Source organism: Micromonospora sp. NPDC048935, from assembly GCF_043197875.1.
GTDB lineage: Bacteria > Actinomycetota > Actinomycetes > Mycobacteriales > Micromonosporaceae > Micromonospora.
The window spans coordinates 670581-689184 of the sequence record NZ_JBICTZ010000001.1 but is presented as its reverse complement, the minus strand read 5'-3'; the positions used below and the strand labels follow the sequence as shown (position 1 = coordinate 689184).

Here is an 18604-nt window from a genome sequence, read left to right as displayed (position 1 = left end):
ACGATGAGGCTGCTCAGCCGGCGCGCCCGCGCCCAGTGGCCGTTGCTGGCGGCCCTCCTCGGGGTCGTCACGATCGGCGCGACCCTGCTGGGCACCTGCACCCTGCTGATCACCCGCACCGCCGAGCGGGCGCTGGAGGTCGCCATGGCCCGCGCCGCCCCCACCGCCGTCGACGTGACCGTCTACACCGGCACCGTCGAGGGCCCGGACACGTCGTCCGTCGCCGCCGACACCCGCACCGTGGTGACCTCCGCGCTCGCGCCGTTCCCGGCGACGACAACCGCGCGGGCGTCGACAGTGCTGCGGGCGCTGCCGCCCACGCTCACCAAGGGCACCAGCGTCGCGGCCCAGGCGTACCTGTCGGGGATGGACGACCTGCCGACCCGAGGCGAGCTGGTCACCGGGCGCTGGCCACAGCACCCGGGCGACGCGGTGCTGCTGGAGTCCACCGCGCAACTGCTCGGCCTCACCCCCGGTAGCCGGGTGCGCCTCGGCGCCGAGCTGGCCCACGCGCCCGTCCCGGCCATCGACGTGACAGTCGTCGGTGTGGTGCGCCCGCTGCCGGGGCGCGGCTGGGACCGCGACCCGCTGGCCGCGGCCGGCTCCGCCACCGGTTACCGGGACGGCCGCTTCCTACAGCCGGTGAACGCCTACGGCCCGTTCCTCGTCGACCTCGCCGACCTGGTCAGCACCGGTGCCACAGTCGACCGGATGGAGATCACCGCCCATCCGGACCTGTCCGGCCCCAACCGCCACGACCTGGAGACCGTCGCCGGAGCCGTCCGCGATGCCGACCGCCGGCTGGCGGGCACCCTCGGCGACCGCGTCCGGCTCGCACGGGTCTCCTCCGAACTACCGCTGACCCTGCGGGCCGCCGACGACCAACGGCACGTCACCGCCGCCGTCGTGCTCGCCATCGCCGTCCTCGGCGGTGTCCTGACCGTGACGGCACTCGTCCTCGCCGGCCGGCTGACCACGGGCATCCGCGCCGAGGAGACCGCTCTGCGGTCCGCCCTGGGCACCAGCCGTCGCCAACTCGCCGCCACGGCGACGATCGAGGCCGGGCTCGTCGCCGCCGTCGCCGCCGCGCTCGCGATACCGGCCTCGTCGGTCCTGCACGCCGGCCTGACCCACCTGCCACCGCTGGACGGCGCCGGCCTGACCGTCCGGCCGGCCGTCGCCGGTGCCCAGGTCCTCGCGGTCGTCGGCGGCGCGCTGGTGCTCGCCGCCGTCCTCACCGTCCTGGCGATCCGGCCCGTCCCGGCGGCCGGCGACCAGCGCACCCGCCGCGAACTGCTGGCCCGATCCGGCGCCGACGTGCTGCTCGCGGCATTCGCCGCCGCCGGCTGGTGGCAGCTGTACGCGCAGCCCACCGCCGCCAGCCCCCGCGCCGACGCGGTCCGGGTGCTCGCACCGGCGCTGCTGCTCACCGCGGGCGCCGCGCTGGCCCTCCGGGTGGTACTGCCCGCCCTTCGCGGCGCCGACCGGCTGGCGTACCGCGCCCGCGGGTTGGCGGTTCCGCTGGCGGTCGCCGAGGCCGCCCGCCGGCCACAGGCGGTCGCCGCCGGGCTGCTCGTCGGACTGGCCTGCGCGGCCGGCACCTTCGGCCTCGCCTTCGACGACACGTGGCACCAGTCGCAGCGCGACCAGGCGGCGCTCTCCGTCGGCACCGACCTGGCACTCACCCTCGGCACGGCGCCGGTGGCCGGAGAGGGCGCGACCGTCGGCGCGGCCACCGCGGGGGTCGTCAGCCCGGTCCTCGACCGGGGCACCACAGTCGGTCAGTGGCTCGGCAACGCAGGCGTCGCGCCGCGCCTGGTCGCCGTCGACACCACCCGCGCCGACACCCTGCTGCGCGGACGGCTGGACGGCGACCGCGGATGGGCCGACGTGGGCGCCACGCTGGCCCCGCGCACCCGGGTCACCGGCCTCGCCGTTCCGACCGGCGCCCCGCTCGTCCTGCGCGGGACGGCCGCCGGCGGCACCCCGCTCGCCGTGACGCCCCGGCTGCTGTTGCAGGACGCCACCGGCCTCCGCACGTCCTGCACCGGTCCCGCCGTACCGCTCGACGGTCAGGAGTTTCTGCTGCCCGTCTGCGCGACGACCGACGGGCAGCGCCTCGTCGCGGTCGCGCTGCCGTTCACCACCGACGCGGTCGGCCGACCCGTCGACGTAGCCGTCACCCTCACCGTGCCGCCCACCGGGGCGGTGGAGACGTCCGCCGACGGATCGGACTGGACCGCCACGTCCGCGCCGCCGGTCCCGAGCAAGGTGAGAGACCAGACCGTCGGGGTGTCCGCCACGCCGACGGGGACCGCGCTGCGGATGGCCGCGACCGTCGACCTCGGCGGCGCGGAGGACGCCGCCCGGACCCTCGTCGCCACCGCGTTCCCGGACCCCGGCCCGGTGCCCGTCGCCGTCTCCGCCCGCTTCGCCAGCGAGGTCGGCGCAGGGAGCGGGAGCAAGCTCAGCGTCACGATCGGCATCACGCCCGTCCCGATCGTCGTCAAGGAGGTCGTGCCGAGCGTGCCGTCCGCCCCCGCCGCCATCGCCGTCCTGGCCGACCTGGACACCCTGTCGCGCGCACGCGCCGTGACCGGCGACCTGACGTTCCCCGTCGACGCCTGGTGGGTCGGCCACCCCGCCGCCACCGGTGCCGCCGAGCGGGCCACCGCCCTGTACCTGGGCACCGTCACGACCCGCGAGGCGGAGACCGCCCGCCTCACCGGCGGCCCGCTGCGCGCCGGGCTGCCGGGCGCGCTCCGGCTCCTCGTCCCGGCCGCGGCCCTGCTGCTGCTCGCCGGCGTCGTCCTGCACGTCACCTGTGATCTACAGGTCCGCGCCGTGGAGGTGACGCGGCTGCGCGGCCTGGGGATGTCCCGGCGCGGTATCCGGGCCGTGCTGCTCGGCCAACACACCGGCGTTCTGCTGCCCCTGCTCGCGGTGGGCGCGGCCGTCGGCGCGCTCGCCACCCGCGTCGTCGCCCCCCTGCTCGTACGCTCCGACACCGGCGCCGCGCCCGTCCCGGCCACCCAGCCACACTGGCCGTGGCCGGCCGAGGCCGCACTGCTCGCCGTACTGCTGGCCGGCTGCCTGCTGGCGGTCGCCGTGGTGGTCACCGTCCAGGTCCGCCGGGCCGACGCCGCGCACCCGCGGGTGACGCCGTGAACCGGTGGCTGACCCGCCGGTGGCCGGCGCCGCACTGGCCCAGCATCCGGGGCCGTGGCCGTGCCGACGCCGGAGCGCTGCTGCTCACCGCCGCCGTCATCGCGGCCACCGCGCTACTCGCCGGGGCCGTGCCGACGCTGCTCCGCGCCGCCGCCGACACCGCCGTCCAGGACACGGTCCGCCGCGCCGGCCACGACTCGGACGTCCTCGTTCACGCCGACTGGGAACGCGACGACGGGCCGACCGGCGGGCGGGTCCGGATGCCCCGCCTCGCCAAGGAGGCCGACGACCTGCGCGCCCGGGCGGCAACCGCGCTCGGGCCCGACCTGGACGCCGCGTTACTCCCGCCCGTCACCGTCATCAACGGCCCGATCCTCACCATCACCGGCGCCAGCGCGCCGCGTACCTTCCAGCTCAGCTACCTGGCCGGTGACCTCGGCAGCCCGGCCGTGACCTGGGTCGCCGGCAACGCGCCCGGCTCCCCTGTCTCCGACGACTACATCGAGACCCCCTACGACGGACCGCCCTGGCCGGTGCAGGTCGGCCTCTCCGAGGCAGCCGCCGCCGCACTGCGCCTGGGCCCCGGCGATCGGATGCCGGTCACGGACGGCAAGGGTAGCGACACGGACGTCCGGATCAGCGGGATCTACCGACCCGCGGACAGCGCCGACCCGGCCTGGCGACTCGCCCCGGCGCTGCTACGCCCCGTGCCCGGCGCCGACGGCGTGGGGACCACCCGGTTCGCCGGCCTGCTGTCGCGTGATTCGTTGCCGGACGCCCGGCTCGCCGTCGCGGAGGGCCAACTGCGGCGCACCGTCCACTTCGCTCCCGACCCCGACGCGCTCACCTGGGACACCGCCGCGACGCTCGCCAGCAGGGTGGTCAAGCTCAAGGCGACCTCCGGCTCATCGGCTGCCCGCGGCCAGTCCCTGAAGTGGGAATCGCAGTTGGACACCACCCTGCGCGCCGCCCGGGCCCGGAGCAGCGCCGCTTTCGCACAGGCCGCCGTCCTGCTCGCCGGCGTGCTGACCGCCACCGTGCTGGTCCTGCTGCTCGCCGCCGACCTGCTGGTCCGCCGCCGTACGCCGGTGCTGAGCGCCGCCCGGCAGCGCGGCGCGGCACTACCCGACCTCGGTACGGAACTGACAGTCGAATCCACAGTCGTGTCCCTGTCGGCCGCCGCCGTCGGGCTCGCGCTCGCCCGCACGGTCGCCCCGGGCGTCTCCTGGACCTGGGCGGTTCCCGTGGTCCTGGCCGGTGTCGTCGCCGGGCCGGCGTTCGGCACCCTCGCCGCCGCCCGCGCCAGCCGCGACCGGCGCCAACCCGCCAACCCGGCCGCCCGGCGCTGGCTCCGGGCCACCGGCCAGTTGCGCCGCGCCGCCGTGGAGGCCGCTGTCCTGATCGCCGCGGTCGCCGCCCTCGTCACACTGCACCAGCGCGGGTTGCTGCCCGTCGCCTCCGACGGCGACACCGGCGAGCTGACCGGCGACCTGATCCTGCCGGTCAGCGCCCCCGCTCTGGGCGCGCTCGTCGGCGCGCTCGTCCTGCTCCGGCTGCTGCCCCTCGGGGCGCGGTTCGCACTCCGCCAGGCCCTGCGCTCGCGCCGCCCGCTGGCCGTCTTCGGTGCCGCCCAGGCGGCCACGACGACCGGGCGCGCGCTGCCGCTGCTGGTCCTGGTCGGCTCCACTGCGCTCGCGTCGTTCGCGCTCATCCTCGGCGCCACAGTCAACCAGGGCCTGGCCGACGGCGCGTGGAGCACCGTCGGCGCGGACGCCCGCCTCGACGTCGGCGCCGACACCGAGGCCGCCACACCCGCACTCGCCGAGCGCGTCGCCGCCGCACCCGGGGTAGAACAGGTCGTCGTCGCGCAGGTGACCGACTCGGCACCCGTCTCCACCGATTCGACACCGCTCACCCCACGCCTGGTCGTCGTGGACGCCGCCGCGTTCCAGCGCCTGTTGGCCAGCACTCCGCTGCCCGACGCGCCTGCGCTGGCCCGGCTCACCGCACCCGGTCCTGGCTCCGGGGACGTGCCCGCGCTGGTCCGACTGAGCGACGGCGATCTGCGGACCGGCACGCGGCTGCAGCTGTCCCGGGACGACGCCCCGGCGATCGGTCTCGCCGCCGTCGGTACCGCGCCCTCCGTCGGCGGCGCCGACGACGTCGTCATCGTGGACGCCACGGCGCTCGCAGCCGCCGGACTGCCCGCCGTCCCGAACACCGTCTGGGTGACCGGCCCCGGCGCGGCGCGGGCCGTGTCGCACACCGGCGTCGCCGCCGACGTCGTACTGCGCGCGGACGTCCTGCGGGCGCAGCGGGTGGCACCGCTGACCGCAGGGCTGCTACGGCTGGCGTGGACGGCCGCCGCGGTACTGCTGGCGCTGGGGTTGCTCGGCCTCACGCTCGCCGCCGCCGCCGGCGCCGCGCAGCGGTGGCAGACGCTGACCCGGCTGCGGACCCTCGGCCTGCGGCCACGCGACGCCCGCTGGGTCGCCGCCGGAGAGCTGCTGCCGCCGGTCGTGGTCACCGCGGTGTGCGGCCCGCTCCTCGGTGCCCTGCTCGCGCGCCTGACGCTCGGCCCACTCGACCTGCGGCTGCTCACCGGCCAGGCCGCCGACCCGACGGCGGTCCTGCCGTGGTGGCTGCTGGGCCTGGTGAGCGTGGCACTGCTGGCGGCGGCCGCCGCGGTCGTACCTGTCGAGTCGGCGCTGCGGCGACGCGACCGGCTGAGTGAGGTGCTCCGCGCCGGCGAGTAGGCGGAAACGCCGAGACCCGTTACCGGATATCGGTAACGGGTCATCAGATCTGCGGTGTGGATGGTGGGCGATACTGGGTTTGAACCAGTGACCTCTTCCGTGTCAAGGAAGCGCGCTCCCACTGCGCCAATCGCCCGTGGCGGCCCCGTGGGGCGCATCGCGAGCGGACGACGGGATTCGAACCCGCGACCCTCACCTTGGCAAGGTGATGCGCTACCAGCTGCGCTACGTCCGCACGTCCCCGACAAGCGCCGGTGACAGGTGAACTCTACCCGATGCCAAGATCGCTTGGTACGGCACCCTGTCCGGTCGCGGTTGCGCTGGTCCCCGCCGGGGTACTGAAGGGCTCGACAGCGCACCACACCCCCCTAAGGAGGCTGTCGTGGGTATCGGCACCAGCATCTTCCTGATCGCGCTCGGCGCGATCCTCACCTTCGCACTGGACGCGAGCGTCGGCGGCATCAACCTCGACGTGGTCGGCTGGATCCTGATGGGTGCCGGCGTGCTCGGCCTGATCATGACCACGCTGATCTGGGGTCGCCGCCGCGAGGTGGTCACCACCACCGAACAGCCGGTCGAATACCAGCGGGTCGAGGAACGGCGGGACATCGCCCCGCCACTGTGACACGACCGCTCTCCACACCGACGGCCCAGACGCTGCCGAGCCGGCCGCCCCGACGAAGGCGGCCGGCCGCAGACGGATTCAGAACTCGATGACCAACCGGCCGCGTACCCCTCCGGCTTCCAGGAGCTGATGCGCGCGGGCCGCCTCCTCCGGCGGGAACCGGCCGGCGACGCGAAGGCTCAGCGCACCCTCCTCGGCGAGCTGCCGAAGCAGGTCCAGTTTGTCGTGGCGCCCGTCGTAGTCGTGCACGTAGGCAGCCACCATCCTGATCCCCCGTTGGCTGGCCTGGGCCAGCAGCAGCGGATCCGGCCCGCCGCGCAGCAACGCGACGGCGCCACCGTCGCGGACCGCGGGCAGCAGCGCGCCGCCGATCAGTGCGGCGTCGACGGCGGCATCCACCCGCTCCGGGGCGTGCTCCCGGAAACGGTCCGCGACACCCTGGCCTCGGGGCACCGTCACGTCGGCACCGAGCGCCGCGACCAGCTCGACGTCACCGGGCGCCGCGTCGGCCAACACGTGGTGACCGGCGGCCTTGGCGAGCTGTACGGCGTACCCGCCGACGGCGCCGGCCGCGCCGGTCACCGCGAGGGTGCTGCCGGGCGGCAGCCGCAACTGGTCCAGGGCGTGCAGGGCTGTCAACCCGTTCATCGGCAGCGTGGCCGCCTCGGCGGGTGACACGCCCTCCGGCGCGGGCACCACCCAGGTTTCCGGAAGCACGACCCACTCGGCGTACCCGCCTCCGGCCGCCCGGGTCGGATTGACCATGGCCATCACCGGGTCACCCGGGGCGAGAGCACCACTGCCCCCGGGGCCCACCTCGTCGATCGTGCCGGCGATGTCCAGGCCGGGCAGCAGCGGGTCGGTGCCGCGGAGTCGTACCGGCGTCATACCGGCTCGGATCAGGGTGTCCGCGGGGTTGACCGCCGCCGCGCGGACCCGGATGCGGACCTCACCGGGGCCGGCGTGCGGGGTCGGAAGCTCGACCACCCGCAGCACCTCCGGCCCGCCGTAGCGCAGTAGTCCGACCGCTCTCATCCTCGAACTCCCCGTCATGCGGGTCGGGCCAGGGACTGGGTCGTGCCGGTGGCGGAGGCACGCTCGATCGCGTCGATGAGCCGGTGCCGGCCGAGGGCATGCGCGAAGTCGGGGACGGTCCGTGTGCCGTCGGCCAACTCCCGGGCGAGCTGCCGGTAGAGCCGCGCCACACCCCCGGCCACGGAACGACTCAGCTCGGCCGGTATGCCGTCCAGGTAGGACGCCGGCACCTCCAGTGGTTGGACGACGCTGTCGGCGCCCCGGCCTCCGGCGAGGGTGAGTTCGGCGACCTGCATGTTGCCCCAGCCAGCGGTCAGCACCAGGTCGCCCTCGCTGCCGTTGATCTCCCACCGGAAGTTGTCCCCCCGGGACACCCCGCCTCGATAGAAGATGGACGCCGCCGCCCCACCGTCGAGGGTGCCGATCACCGAGACCTGGTCCGGCACGGTAACCGGGATGGCGCTGCCGTCCGTCGCGAGCGTCGCCTGTTTGCGGCCGACCACGAGGTTCGCGGCCACCGAGTCGAACTCACCGAGGACGAAGTGCAGCGGGTCGAGGGCGTGCAGGGTGGCCGAGGTGAGCGGCGTGGCGCCGTTGGCGTTGTCGAACCAGTACGCCTGGCTGGGGTCGGCGACTGCACCACCCCAGACCATCCCCGACCCGACCATCGTGGTGCCGAGCACCTTGCCGACGTACCCGTCGCGGATCAACTCCCGGGCGTACTGGACCTCGGGGGCGTACCGCCCCTGGAGGCCGACCACCGTGCGGACGCCCACCTTCTCGGCCCGGTCTGCCAACCGCTGGGCCTCGGCCAGGCCATTGCCCAGCGGCCACTCGCTGTAGACCATCTTGCCCGCGTCCAGAGCCGCGGAGATGAGCTTGAAGTGCTCGGTGACCTTCACCGCCACGACGACCAGATCGACGCCGGGGTGGAGGATCAGGTCGCGGTGGTCGTGGTACGCGGGCACGCCGTACCTGGCCGCCGCGGCCTCGGCGCTGCTCGGGCGGGACGTGCTCACCGCGCGGAGCGCGAATCCGGGTGTCGCGGCGATGGCGGGCACATGTGCGGTGGAGGCCCATCCGCTGGTGCTCGCGCCGATGATGCCGACTCCGATCGTGGACACGGCTATATCTCCTCATAATATGAGAAATTGGATCATTGCTAACTGGCTGGCCGATGGACCCGCCAGCGCGTCGGGCCGTCAGTCCAGGCAGGTGAGCGCGACCTCGGCGTACCGGGTCAGCGCCGCCCGGTCCGGGTTGATGGCACCCATCACGCGCAGCCCCTGAAGGCTGGTCACCAGGAAGCCGGCCAGGTCGGCGGCACCGCGATCGGACGTGACCTGCCCCCGCAACTGCGCCTCGGCGAGCAGGTCGTAGAGCGCCGACTCCAGGGACTGGGTGGTGGAGCGGAGCCGCTCGGCGACCCGCAGGTCCTGGTGTGCCCGTTCCATCGACGCGCCGACGATGAGGCAGGCGAGGTGCCGGCCGTCGCCGGTGATGTCGTCGACCGCGCCGACGAACACCTCACGGATGACCTCCCGCGCGTCGTTGCCGGAGCGCAGCAGGTCGACCATCGGTGCGGCGTAACGCTGCCGGTACAGGTCGAGCACCGCGAGGTAGAGGCCGTCCTTGCTGCCGAAGGCGGCGTAGATCGAGCCGCTGCCGAGGCCGGTCGCCTCCGCGAGGTCGCGCATCGAGGTGCCCTCGTAGCCCTTCCTGCGGAACACGTCCAACGCGGCGTTGACCGCGGCGTCGAGGTCGAACTCGCGGGTACGTGCCATGCCGGAGACGCTACCCACTATCTGGAACGATCGACAAAGTATCGCCGATCACAGTGGTCGAGTGAATCATCGTCGCGCGGGAAGCGTGCCATGCAGCCGCGCCGGCACCGCCTCGGTATCGGCTGGCCGGTGCGGCCCGAACAGCAGCAGGCCCGTCACCGGAAGCCGGTAACGGGCCGCTGAACTGCCTGTCTAACCTGTGGGCGATACTGGGTTTGAACCAGTGACCTCTTCCGTGTCAAGGAAGCGCGCTCCCACTGCGCCAATCGCCCGTGCTTGTTGCCGAGGTGGGGACGGGATTTGAACCCGCGTACACGGCTTTGCAGGCCGTTGCCTCGCCTCTCGGCCACCCCACCGAGGTTGCCCCCGTCATGCGTGGCGGCAGCTCCGAGCGGACGACGGGATTCGAACCCGCGACCCTCACCTTGGCAAGGTGATGCGCTACCAGCTGCGCTACGTCCGCACGTCCCCCGGCGTTCCCGGGTGACGGATGAGAACTTTAGCCGAGCCGGTGAAAGACTGCCAACTCGGGGTCACCTCGGCGCGCCCCCTCCTCGTGGGGCGCCACGGAACAGGAAAGAGAGATCACCACGGGCAAGCTTCCTAGGGGGCTGGCCTGGTGCCGGTGGCGGTCGCCGACCGTCACCCTCGGGCACCGACGGAACAACGACGGCCGTCGTTCCGCCGCACGCTCCCCACCAGGGCATTTGCCCGTCACAGCATCCCGGCGGACCTCGACGAACACACCCACAGGAACGACTGACGACACCCCGGGGAATTGTCCGTCTTCCGACTCTCGCGGCGCGGATCCGGGCACAGCCGTAACTGTTCGTGTTCAACCGGATGGGCTACGGTAACGGTCGTGACGAGACGTGCGGCCGAGATCCGCCTGGATGCCCTGCTGCGCACCGCCTGTGACGTGATCGTGGAGCGCGGTCTGGCCAACACCCGGACGGCCGACGTGGCCCAGGCCGCCGGCGTGAGTCAGGCGCTGGTGTTCTACCACTTCGCCACCAAGGAACGGTTGCTCGCGCAGGCCTTCGCGTACGCGGTCGAGCAGGATCTGGCCCGACTGGACGTGGTGACCCGCTCCTCGGCTCCGCCGCTGACCAAGCTCCGCCGGATCCTCAAGCTCTACACACCGGCCGGGCGGGCAACCTCCTGGTCGATGTGGATCGACGGATGGTCCGAGTCGCTGCGTACCCCGGAGTTGGAGAAGGTGTCCCGCCGGCTCGACCTGCGCTGGCGGCAGGACCTGGCCGCGGTGATCTGCGCCGGGGTGGCCGACGGCACCTTCCAGTGCGCCGACCCGGACGGCGCCGCCTGGCGGATCAGCGCGGTGATGGACGGGCTCGCCGTCCAACTCGCCGTGCACGACCGGGTGATCTCCCGCCGGCAGTTCGGCGAGTGGGTCCGGCTGGTCACCGCCCGAGAGCTCGGCCTGGAACCGGTCGCCCTGGACTGAGCCGACCGGCCACCGGCCCCGCACACCCAGGCCGGGCAAAACGGCTCGGCCCGCCCCGACGACCGGAACAATCGGCAGCATGGACCTGCTGGACGCGTACCGCCGGAGCCTGGCCGAATTCATCGACCGGGTGGACCAGATCGAGCCCGGCCAGTGGTCCGACCCGACACCCTGCTCGGACTGGGACGTCCGCACGCTTGTCAACCACGTGGTGAGTGAGGACCGGTGGAGCGTCCCGCTGCTCGCGGGCCGGACCATCGACGAGGTGGGCGACCGCCTCGACGGCGACCAACTCGGCGCCGACCCGATCGCGGCGGCGCGGGAGGCGGCCGCGCAGGCCGAGATCGCCGCCACCCACCCCGGCACGCTCGACCGCGCCGTGCATCTCTCCGCCGGTGAGACCCCGGCCGACGAATACCTCCAGCAGCTCCTCGCCGAGCACCTCATCCACGGCTGGGACGTGGCGGTGGCGATCGGGGCGCAACCGCGCCTGGACCCGGGCGCGGTGCACGTGGCCGCCCGCTGGTTCGCCCGCCAGATCGACGACTACCGGCGCAACAACCTGGTGCGGACCGGGGTACGGGTGCCCGACGACGCCGACGAGCAGGACCACCTGCTGGCCGCCTTCGGCCGCGACCCCGACTGGACACCGGACGACTGACCACCCGCCGCGTGCCGCACGGCTGACCGGGGCCCTTCCCGCCCCCGCCGGCGGCCCAGCTCGCCGCCGGTGTCGAGAGCGGTGCCGTCGACCACACCGACCGCGACGACCAGGCCGGGCCGCGCCCACGCGCTGGGCTCGACGCCCGGGCGATCCGCCCCGGAGCTTGCCGCGACCCCTGCCGCCTGATATTCACAGATGCACATGCGTGATCGCGCACGGCCGGCGGACCGCCGGCCATCTCGCTCCCACGAGGAGGTCCCGTGCCACGACCCGAATGGTCACCCCCGATGAGCCGGCGTCGACGCCGGCTCATCGCCGTCCTGGCGACGACGGCCACGGTCGCCGCGTTGCTCCCCACCGGCGTGAGCACCGCGGCCCCCACCGGCAGCGCGCCGTCGGCCGAGCGCCGGTCCGGACCGTTCAGCGAGGGGCACGAGCCCGCCGACGCCGACAACCGCATCGGTACGGCGGCACCCGACGCCCGTCAGCGCGGTCTGGCCCGCGCCACCGACCCCGACGTCCGGTGGAACCGACTCGGCACCCCGCACGCCCTCGGCCCCGGCCGCACCCCGCTCGCCACCGGGCTGCCCACCGACCCGGAGGCCACCGCCCGCGCGTACCTGCGGGCCAACCGCGACCTGTTCGGCATGGACGCCGACGCGGTGGCCAGCATGGAACGGGTGCTGGTACGGCCGATCGGCAGCGGTGCCGTGGTCACCCTCCGGCAACGGTTCGGCGACCTGCCGGCCGGTCCGGACGGTCTCGTCACCCTCGCGGTCGCCAACGGCTCGGTGCTCTCGGTCAGCTCCTCGTTGGCCCGCGACACCGGCACGCCCGCGCCGGCCACCCGCACCGCCGAGCAGGCGTACGCCGCCGCGCTCGCCGACGCCGGGCTGACCGCCGGCGCGGTGGCCAGCCACACCATCCGGCAGGTGGCCGTCCCCACGCCGCTGGACGGGCCACGGGCCGCCTACGAGGTGACGATGATCGGCGCGGACACCGACCACCCGGCCGCATTCACCAGCTACGTGGACGGCGGCACCGGGCAGGTGCTGGTCCGTGAGGACCTCGTCGACTTCGACTCGGACAACCCGAGCTGGGCGGTCTTCCCGGCCACCCCGCCCCGCGACCCCGACCCCGGGCAGGACCCCCGGGTGCGCTGGTGCGGCGACTCCGCGCCCGGCTGCCAGGCCGCCTTCCGCGACCCGGCCACCGGCCAACCGTGGGACGTCGACGCGGCCACCGGCACACCCACGTTCACCTCGCGCGGCAACTCGGCCAACACGGTGCTCTCCTGGGGTGCGGGCACGCCGGTCGTCCCGGCCACCGCCAGCCCGGACCGCCGCTACGAATACCCGTTCACCGACCAGTGGCACCAGGCGAGGTGCAACCCGGAGGTGTTCACCTCCGCCCGGCGCAACGACGCGGACGCCTCGATCGCCAATCTCTTCGCCATGCACAACCGGATGCACGACTGGTCGTACCGGTTGGGCTTCACCGAGTCGGCGTGGAACCTCCAGGCGGTCAACCTCACCCCGGCCGGGCTGGGCGGTGACGCCGAGCAGGGCCGCGCCCAGCAGGGCGCCCTGACCGGCAACCGCAACAACGCCAACCAGGGCACCGGGCGCGACGGGCTGCCACCGACCACCAACATGTACCTGTGGCAGCCGCAGGCCGGTGGCCCGTACCCGCCGTGTGTGGACGGCGACTACGACATGACGGTGATCGGCCACGAATACACCCACGCGATCACCAACCGGATGATCGCCGGCCCGGACAGCGGGATCGGCGGCCACCAGGGCGGCGCGATGGGCGAGTCGTGGGGCGACCTGCTCGCCGCCGAATACCTCTTCCAGAACGGGCTGCGCGCACCGGGTGAGACGCCCTTCGTCACCGGCGGCTACGTCACCGGCAACCTGGTCAGCGGCATCCGCAACTACGACCTGAGCCGCAGCCCGCTCAACTACTCCGACATCGGCTACAACACCGCCGGTCCCGCCGTGCACGCCGACGGGGAGATCTGGGGCGCCACCAACTTCCGGGTCCGCTCCGCGTTGGTCAAGCGGTACGGCCTCGGCACCCCGCAGCGCCAGCTCGACTGCGCACAGGGGAAGGTCGCCGCCGACAGGTGCCCCGGCAACCGGCGCTGGTCGCAGTTGGTCTTCGACTCGTTCCTGCTCCAGGCCGCCAGCCAGGTCAGCATGCTCGACATGCGGGACAACATGCTCACCGCCGACCTGCTCCGCTTCGGCGGCGCCAACCAGGATCTGATCTGGGCCGAGTTCGCCCGCTCCGGGATGGGCCGCGACGCCGCCACCAACGGCGCCGGCGACACCGACCCGACACCGAGTTTCGCCTCGCCGCGCGGCGGCAACGCGACGCTCACCCTGCGCCCGCGCGGGGACAGCGTCGACGCGCCGATCCGGGTGTACGTCGGGGCGTACGAGGCGCGGGCCACGCCGATCGCGGACACCGACCCGGCCACGCCGATACCGGACACGGTGCAACTGGTGGCCGGCACGTACGACCTGCTCGCCGTGGCACCCGGCTTCGGGCACCAGCGGCTCAGCGTGGTCGCCAGGGCCGATCAGGACGGGTACGTGGACCTGCGGATGAGCCGCAACCTGGCGTCCACGGCGTCCGGGGCGACGGTCACCGGCGACGGGGTCAACCTGGACCGGATCGCCGACGACACCGAGGCCACGAACTGGGCCTCCCTGGACGGGGTGGCCGGTCGGCAGCTCACCGTGGCGTTGCCCGGGGACGCCCCGCAGACGGTCAAACGGCTCAACGTCAGCGCGATGCTGCGTCCGGCGATCACCGGGGACGCCGACACCGGCAGCCAGAACGCGCTCAGCGCGTTGCGTTCGTTCGCGGTGTCCGCCTGCGACGCGACCACCACCGACTGCGCGGACCCGGCCCGCTGGCAGCGGATCTACACCAGCGCGGGCGACGCGTTCCCCGGCGGGGCGTACCGGTCGTACAGCCGGGACATCAACCTGCGGACGTTCGCGGTGCCCTCGACCCTCGCCACCCACCTGCGCTTGGAGGTGCTGGCGAGCCAGTGCACCGGCGGCCCCCGGTACGCGGGCGAGCAGGACGACGACCCGGCCACGACGACGGACTGCGCGACCGCCAGCCCGGCCCGGACGCAGGTCAGGATCGCCGAGTTCCAGGCGTTCTCGCAGTGACGCCGAGGGGGCCGGCGGACCACCCGCCGGCCCCCTCAGCCCCCGATCAGCGGCGGGCCGGTCGCCAGCGGTCGGCCGGGGCCGGCCGTTCCCAGCGACGGTCCACCGTCGGGTCCTCGCCCTCGCTCTCGCCCTCGTCGGACGCGGGCCGGGTCAGGTGTCGCAGCCGCAGCAGCAGGCCCATCCCGAGGAAGAGCAGCAGCGCGCCGAGCAGGAACGCGGCCTGCACGATGCCGAACCCGCCGGACTGCGCGACCTGCCGGCCGGCCGGTGGCGCGGCGTCGGCCGGGTAGTCCCCGACCGGCTCCTCGGCCGTCGTGCTCTCATCCTCGGCCGGCTCACTCGGCGGGTCACTGGGCCGTGACGGCGTCGCTGTCGGCTTCGGCGTACCGGTCGGGGTGCCACCCGCCCCCACCACCGAGCGGGTGGCGGTCTGTCGGGCCAGCAGGCGCGCGTTGGCGTCGTACGCCTCGGCGGCGAGGGTGACCCGCCCCTGGGTGACGTCGTCGGCGAAGGCCACCCGGTAGCGGGCCGTGACGGTGCGGCCCGGGCAGAGCGTGCCCGGGTCGAGCTGCCGGTCGGTCAGCCGGGCCACGTCGCCCTCGGTCTGGATCTCCAGCGGGAAGTCGCCGGTCTCCTCCACCCGGTCCATCTTCACCTGGTCGAGTCGGAGGCCCTGCACGCTGAGCACCATCGACCAGCGCACCTTCGCGCACCCGCCGCGCCGATCCGTCTGCGAGACCACCGCCGAGATCGTCCGCACCTGGTCACCTGCGGTGAACCGGGCCGGCAGGCCGCTCATCTCGGTGGCGAAGGCCGCCTGTGCCGGCGCGGCCAGGGTCAGCACCGCCCCGGCCACGCCGGCAACCAACGCCCCGATCCGCAGCGCGTACCGCCACACGATCACCATCACCTCGCCTCTTCTCGTCTCCTGCGCAAAACGCTAGGAGGAAGCGGGCGGGTCGGACAGAGGGGTGTCTTCGCACCGGACGCCAAGGACGAGTGGTGATTTCACCGACAGTGGTGAACCCCTTACCCGTACCGGTCCACCTCCCCGCGCCGCCCGGGATGACCGGTGCGCGAGAATCGCCTGGTGTCCGAGCTCTCCAGCACGTTCGTCCGGCTGCACGCCCGCCTGGCCCCGGTTGCCTTCGTTCCCGAGGTGCGACTGCACCAGGCCGACGAGCCGATCGGGCTGTGGGAGCTGACCGAGGGCGAGTTCTCCACCGACCGGCCGCCGCCGTTCTGGGCGTTCGCCTGGGCCGGCGGGCAGGCGCTCGCCCGCTACGTGACAGACCACCCGGAGCTGGTCGCCGGCCGCCGGGTGCTCGACCTCGCCTCCGGCTCCGGCCTGGTGGCCATCGCCGCCGCCCGTGCCGGTGCGGCGTCGGTGCGAGCCGTCGAGGTGGACGAGCTGGCGGTCGCGGCGGTCGCGCTCAACGCCGAGGCCAACGGGGTACGCGTCGACGCCGAGTTCGGCGACATCCTCGACTCCGACGCCGGGGACGCCGAGGTGGTGCTCGCCGGCGACGTCTTCTACAGCGACGCGATGGCCCGCCGGGTGCTGCGGTTCCTGCTGCGCGCCGCCCGGGCCGGCGCACCGGCGCTTGTCGGTGACCCCGGTCGGGCGTTCCTGCCCCGCGACCGCTTCGACGAGTTGGCCGCGTACGACGTGCCGGTGCCGGAGGCGCTGGAGAGCGTCCGGGTGAAGCGCACCACCGTCTGGCAGTTGCGCGCCGGGTTGCCCGGAGCCGCCCGCTAGCGTGTCGACGTGCTGTTTTCCGGCTGGGGTTCCGCGGTCGAGACACCCTGGCCGGACGTCGCCGAGGTGCCCGACCAGGTCGGCGTACGTCACCTGGTCGTCACCCGGCACGCGCTGGTCCGGCAGGTGCTGGCCGACCCGGTCACCTACCGGCCGGACAACGCGCTGGACGCGGTGACACCGATGCCGGTGGCCGCGCTGCGGGTGCTCGCCGGGCACCGGTTCCGGTTGCCGCCGACCCTGGCCAACAACTCGGGTGCCAGCCATCCGGAGATCAGGGCGATCGTCGCGGAGGCGTTGCACCCCGCCCGGGTCGCCGCGCAGCGGCCCTGGCTCACCGCGCTGGTCCGGGACCGGGTCGCCCGGCTCGGCGCCCGGCTCGACACCGGTGCGTCTGTCGACCTGTACGCGGACCTCGCCGCCGACCTGCCGCTGCTGGTGCTGGCCCGGCTTGTCGAGCTGCCGGACGCACCGGTCGCCGCGGTCAAGGAGTTCGCCCGCGCCGCGCTGGAGTTGTTCTGGGCACCGTTGGACGCCGACCGGCAGCTGGCGCTCGCCGCCGAGGTCGGCCGGTTCCACGGCGTACTGCGGGACTTCGCCGCCGGCGGGGGCGGGTTGGCCGCCGAGTTGCGCGCGGCCGGGCACCCGCCGGACGTGGTGGTCGGCGCGCTCTTCTTCCTGCTGGTCGCCGGGCAGGAGACCACCTCGCAGTTCCTCACCCTGCTGCTGCACCGGCTGGCCGGCGAGCCCGCGGTGCGGGCCGGTCTGCGCACCGGCGCGGTCGCGGTGGCCGACGTGGTGGAGGAGGGGCTGCGCCTGGAGCCGCCCATCGTCACCTGGCGGCGGGTGGCGGCGACGGACAGCACGCTGGGCGGCACGGCGGTGCCGGCGGGCAGCAGCCTCGTGCTCTGGCTGGCCCGCGCCGGCCGTGACCCCGCGGTCGTCGAGTCGCCCGACGAGTTCCGTCCGGGGCAGCGCGGCTCCCGCCGGCACCTGGCGTTCGGGGCCGGCGCCCACCGCTGCGTCGGTGACGTGCTGGCCCGGATGGAGGCGGCCGTGGTGGTCGCCGAGGCGGCAGCACTGCTGGACGGGGTGACGGTGGTCCGCCCACCGTGGTGCCCGGACAACCTCACCTTCCGGATGCCGGACGCCTTCGTGGTGCGCTCAGTCGAGCGCTCGGGGAGATCGTGACGGGGCACGGGACCTGACCACGACCGGCTATGTTTCCGGGCGTGTCATCAGCCCACCCGCGCCGCATCCTCGCAGTGGCAACGCTTCTGGCCGTACTGACGCTGACCTCCTGCACAGTCGGGTCCGGCCACACGATCCACGCCCGGGAGATCACCGCGATCCCGCCGACGCCGTCCGCCCAGCCGGCACTCTCGGCCTTGCCGACGCCGTCGGCCTCGCCGTCCCCGACGGTGAAGCCCACACCGGGAAGTCTGGCCTGGTACGTGTCCCAGGTCCCGACCTTCCCGCAGGCGCCGCCACCGCAACCGGTGCCGCTGCCGACGACCGGCGCGGCCCAGTTCTGGCACCGCCTGCCGACCGACCAGAGGGTCGCCTTCATCACCATCGACGACGGTGGGCTGGCCCGGCCGCCCGACGTGGCCGACTTCGTCTGGCAGGCGCACATCCCGGTCACGATGTTCCTCAACTCGCCGGCGGCCCAGGAGCACACCGACTACTTCCGGCAGATCCAGGTGGCGGGCGGGGTCGTCGAGAACCACACCATCAACCACACCTCGCTGGCCGGTCGCTCGTACGACTACCAGAAGCACGAGATCTGCGGGGCCGCGGACAGGTTGGAGACGCTGTTCGGCAAGCGGGCGACCCTGTTCCGGCCACCGTTCGGCAACCACGACGCCACCACGTTGCGAGCCGCGCACGACTGCGGCGCGAAGGCGGTCCTGCACTGGACCGAGACCGTGCACGAGGGGAAGGTGCGCTACCAGACCCCGGAGAAGGTGGTCCAGCCCGGCGACATTCTGCTCATGCACTTCCGGCCGGCGCTGATGGACGACCTGCTCGCCGCGCTCAAGGCAATCCACCGGGCCGGGCTCACGCCGGCGCTGCTGGAGGACTACGTGCGCTGACCGACCGCCGACGACCTGACCAAAGTCAGGGTCGGGTGGTGCCCTTCGGGCGCGGTGC

General features: G+C 74.0%; 13 protein-coding genes and 5 tRNA genes. 9 read left to right on the top strand and 9 right to left on the bottom strand.

Annotated features, from left to right (window positions below; all coding sequences use genetic code 11):
* Positions 1 to 3 precede the first annotated feature (3 nt).
* Positions 4 to 3168: a permease gene (locus tag ACGFIW_RS03605; RefSeq protein ID WP_393310742.1), complete on the top strand. Its 3165-nt coding sequence runs from the start codon at positions 4 to 6 to the stop codon at positions 3166 to 3168.
* Positions 3165 to 5924 carry an FtsX-like permease family protein gene (locus ACGFIW_RS03600; RefSeq protein WP_393310741.1) on the top strand — a complete coding sequence of 920 codons (2760 nt, stop codon included), beginning with the start codon at positions 3165 to 3167 and terminating at the stop codon, positions 5922 to 5924. Before ACGFIW_RS03605 ends, ACGFIW_RS03600 begins: the two co-directional genes overlap by 4 nt.
* Positions 5925 to 5985: 61 nt before the next feature.
* Here ACGFIW_RS03600 and ACGFIW_RS03595 read toward each other — a convergent pair.
* Positions 5986 to 6060 (bottom strand) — tRNA-Val (locus tag ACGFIW_RS03595).
* Positions 6061 to 6086: 26 nt separating this feature from the next.
* Positions 6087 to 6159, bottom strand: a tRNA-Gly gene (locus ACGFIW_RS03590).
* A gap of 147 nt (positions 6160 to 6306) precedes the next feature.
* On the opposite strand from ACGFIW_RS03590, the gene ACGFIW_RS03585 reads away from it, so the two are divergent.
* Positions 6307 to 6549: a DUF6458 family protein gene (locus ACGFIW_RS03585; protein ID WP_357070106.1), complete on the top strand. Its 243-nt coding sequence runs from the start codon at positions 6307 to 6309 to the stop codon at positions 6547 to 6549.
* 78 nt (positions 6550 to 6627) lie between these two features.
* Here ACGFIW_RS03585 and ACGFIW_RS03580 read toward each other — a convergent pair whose 3' ends face one another.
* From ACGFIW_RS03580 to ACGFIW_RS03555, 6 genes are all read right to left on the bottom strand, one after another.
* Positions 6628 to 7584, bottom strand: a complete 957-nt coding sequence (locus tag ACGFIW_RS03580; protein WP_393310740.1) for an NADP-dependent oxidoreductase — start codon at positions 7582 to 7584, stop codon at positions 6628 to 6630.
* A 14-nt stretch (positions 7585 to 7598) separates the two neighbouring features.
* Positions 7599 to 8708 (bottom strand): Gfo/Idh/MocA family oxidoreductase, encoded by a 1110-nt coding sequence (locus ACGFIW_RS03575; RefSeq protein ID WP_393310739.1) that lies wholly within the window; start codon positions 8706 to 8708, stop codon positions 7599 to 7601.
* A gap of 78 nt (positions 8709 to 8786) precedes the next feature.
* The gene (locus tag ACGFIW_RS03570; RefSeq protein WP_393310738.1) at positions 8787 to 9368 is read right to left on the bottom strand and encodes a TetR/AcrR family transcriptional regulator; all 582 of its coding nucleotides are present in this window, start codon (positions 9366 to 9368) and stop codon (positions 8787 to 8789) included.
* Between the two features lie 200 nt (positions 9369 to 9568).
* Positions 9569 to 9640, bottom strand: a tRNA-Val gene (locus ACGFIW_RS03565).
* A gap of 13 nt (positions 9641 to 9653) precedes the next feature.
* Positions 9654 to 9724, bottom strand: a tRNA-Cys gene (locus ACGFIW_RS03560).
* A gap of 34 nt (positions 9725 to 9758) precedes the next feature.
* Positions 9759 to 9831: transfer RNA gene (locus ACGFIW_RS03555), tRNA-Gly, on the bottom strand.
* 399 nt (positions 9832 to 10230) lie between these two features.
* On the opposite strand from ACGFIW_RS03555, the gene ACGFIW_RS03550 reads away from it, so the two are divergent.
* The 3 genes from ACGFIW_RS03550 (at position 10231) to ACGFIW_RS03540 (ending at position 14688) form a co-directional block, all read left to right on the top strand.
* Positions 10231 to 10833 (top strand): TetR/AcrR family transcriptional regulator, encoded by a 603-nt coding sequence (locus ACGFIW_RS03550; protein WP_393310737.1) that lies wholly within the window; start codon positions 10231 to 10233, stop codon positions 10831 to 10833.
* Positions 10834 to 10912: 79 nt separating this feature from the next.
* The gene (locus ACGFIW_RS03545) at positions 10913 to 11494 is read left to right on the top strand and encodes a TIGR03086 family metal-binding protein (protein ID WP_393310736.1); all 582 of its coding nucleotides are present in this window, start codon (positions 10913 to 10915) and stop codon (positions 11492 to 11494) included.
* Between the two features lie 263 nt (positions 11495 to 11757).
* Entirely contained in the window at positions 11758 to 14688 is a 2931-nt protein-coding gene (locus ACGFIW_RS03540; RefSeq protein WP_393310735.1) for a M36 family metallopeptidase, read from the top strand.
* Between the two features lie 46 nt (positions 14689 to 14734).
* Here the strand turns inward: ACGFIW_RS03540 and ACGFIW_RS03535 are convergent, their stop codons facing one another.
* Entirely contained in the window at positions 14735 to 15598 is an 864-nt protein-coding gene (locus ACGFIW_RS03535; protein WP_393311231.1) for a hypothetical protein, read from the bottom strand.
* Between the two features lie 183 nt (positions 15599 to 15781).
* Between ACGFIW_RS03535 and ACGFIW_RS03530 the strand changes: the two genes are divergently transcribed.
* From ACGFIW_RS03530 to ACGFIW_RS03520, 3 genes are all read left to right on the top strand, one after another.
* The gene (locus tag ACGFIW_RS03530; RefSeq protein ID WP_393310734.1) at positions 15782 to 16450 is read left to right on the top strand and encodes a class I SAM-dependent methyltransferase; all 669 of its coding nucleotides are present in this window, start codon (positions 15782 to 15784) and stop codon (positions 16448 to 16450) included.
* Between the two features lie 9 nt (positions 16451 to 16459).
* The gene (locus ACGFIW_RS03525; protein ID WP_393310733.1) at positions 16460 to 17641 is read left to right on the top strand and encodes a cytochrome P450; all 1182 of its coding nucleotides are present in this window, start codon (positions 16460 to 16462) and stop codon (positions 17639 to 17641) included.
* A 74-nt stretch (positions 17642 to 17715) separates the two neighbouring features.
* Complete coding sequence (locus ACGFIW_RS03520; RefSeq protein WP_393310732.1) at positions 17716 to 18546, top strand: polysaccharide deacetylase family protein; 831 nt, start codon at positions 17716 to 17718, stop codon at positions 18544 to 18546.
* Positions 18547 to 18604 lie beyond the last annotated feature (58 nt).

Excerpts from the sequence above, each read along its gene's own strand:
- ACGFIW_RS03605 (WP_393310742.1), top strand. The coding sequence starts at position 4 with ATGAGGCTGCTCAGCCGGCGCGCCCGCGCCCAGTGGCCGTTGCTGGCG.
- ACGFIW_RS03580 (WP_393310740.1), bottom strand. The coding sequence starts at position 7,584 with ATGAGAGCGGTCGGACTACTGCGCTACGGCGGGCCGGAGGTGCTGCGG.
- ACGFIW_RS03570 (WP_393310738.1), bottom strand. The coding sequence starts at position 9,368 with ATGGCACGTACCCGCGAGTTCGACCTCGACGCCGCGGTCAACGCCGCG.
- ACGFIW_RS03545 (WP_393310736.1), top strand. The coding sequence starts at position 10,913 with ATGGACCTGCTGGACGCGTACCGCCGGAGCCTGGCCGAATTCATCGAC.
- ACGFIW_RS03535 (WP_393311231.1), bottom strand. The coding sequence starts at position 15,598 with ATGGTGATCGTGTGGCGGTACGCGCTGCGGATCGGGGCGTTGGTTGCC.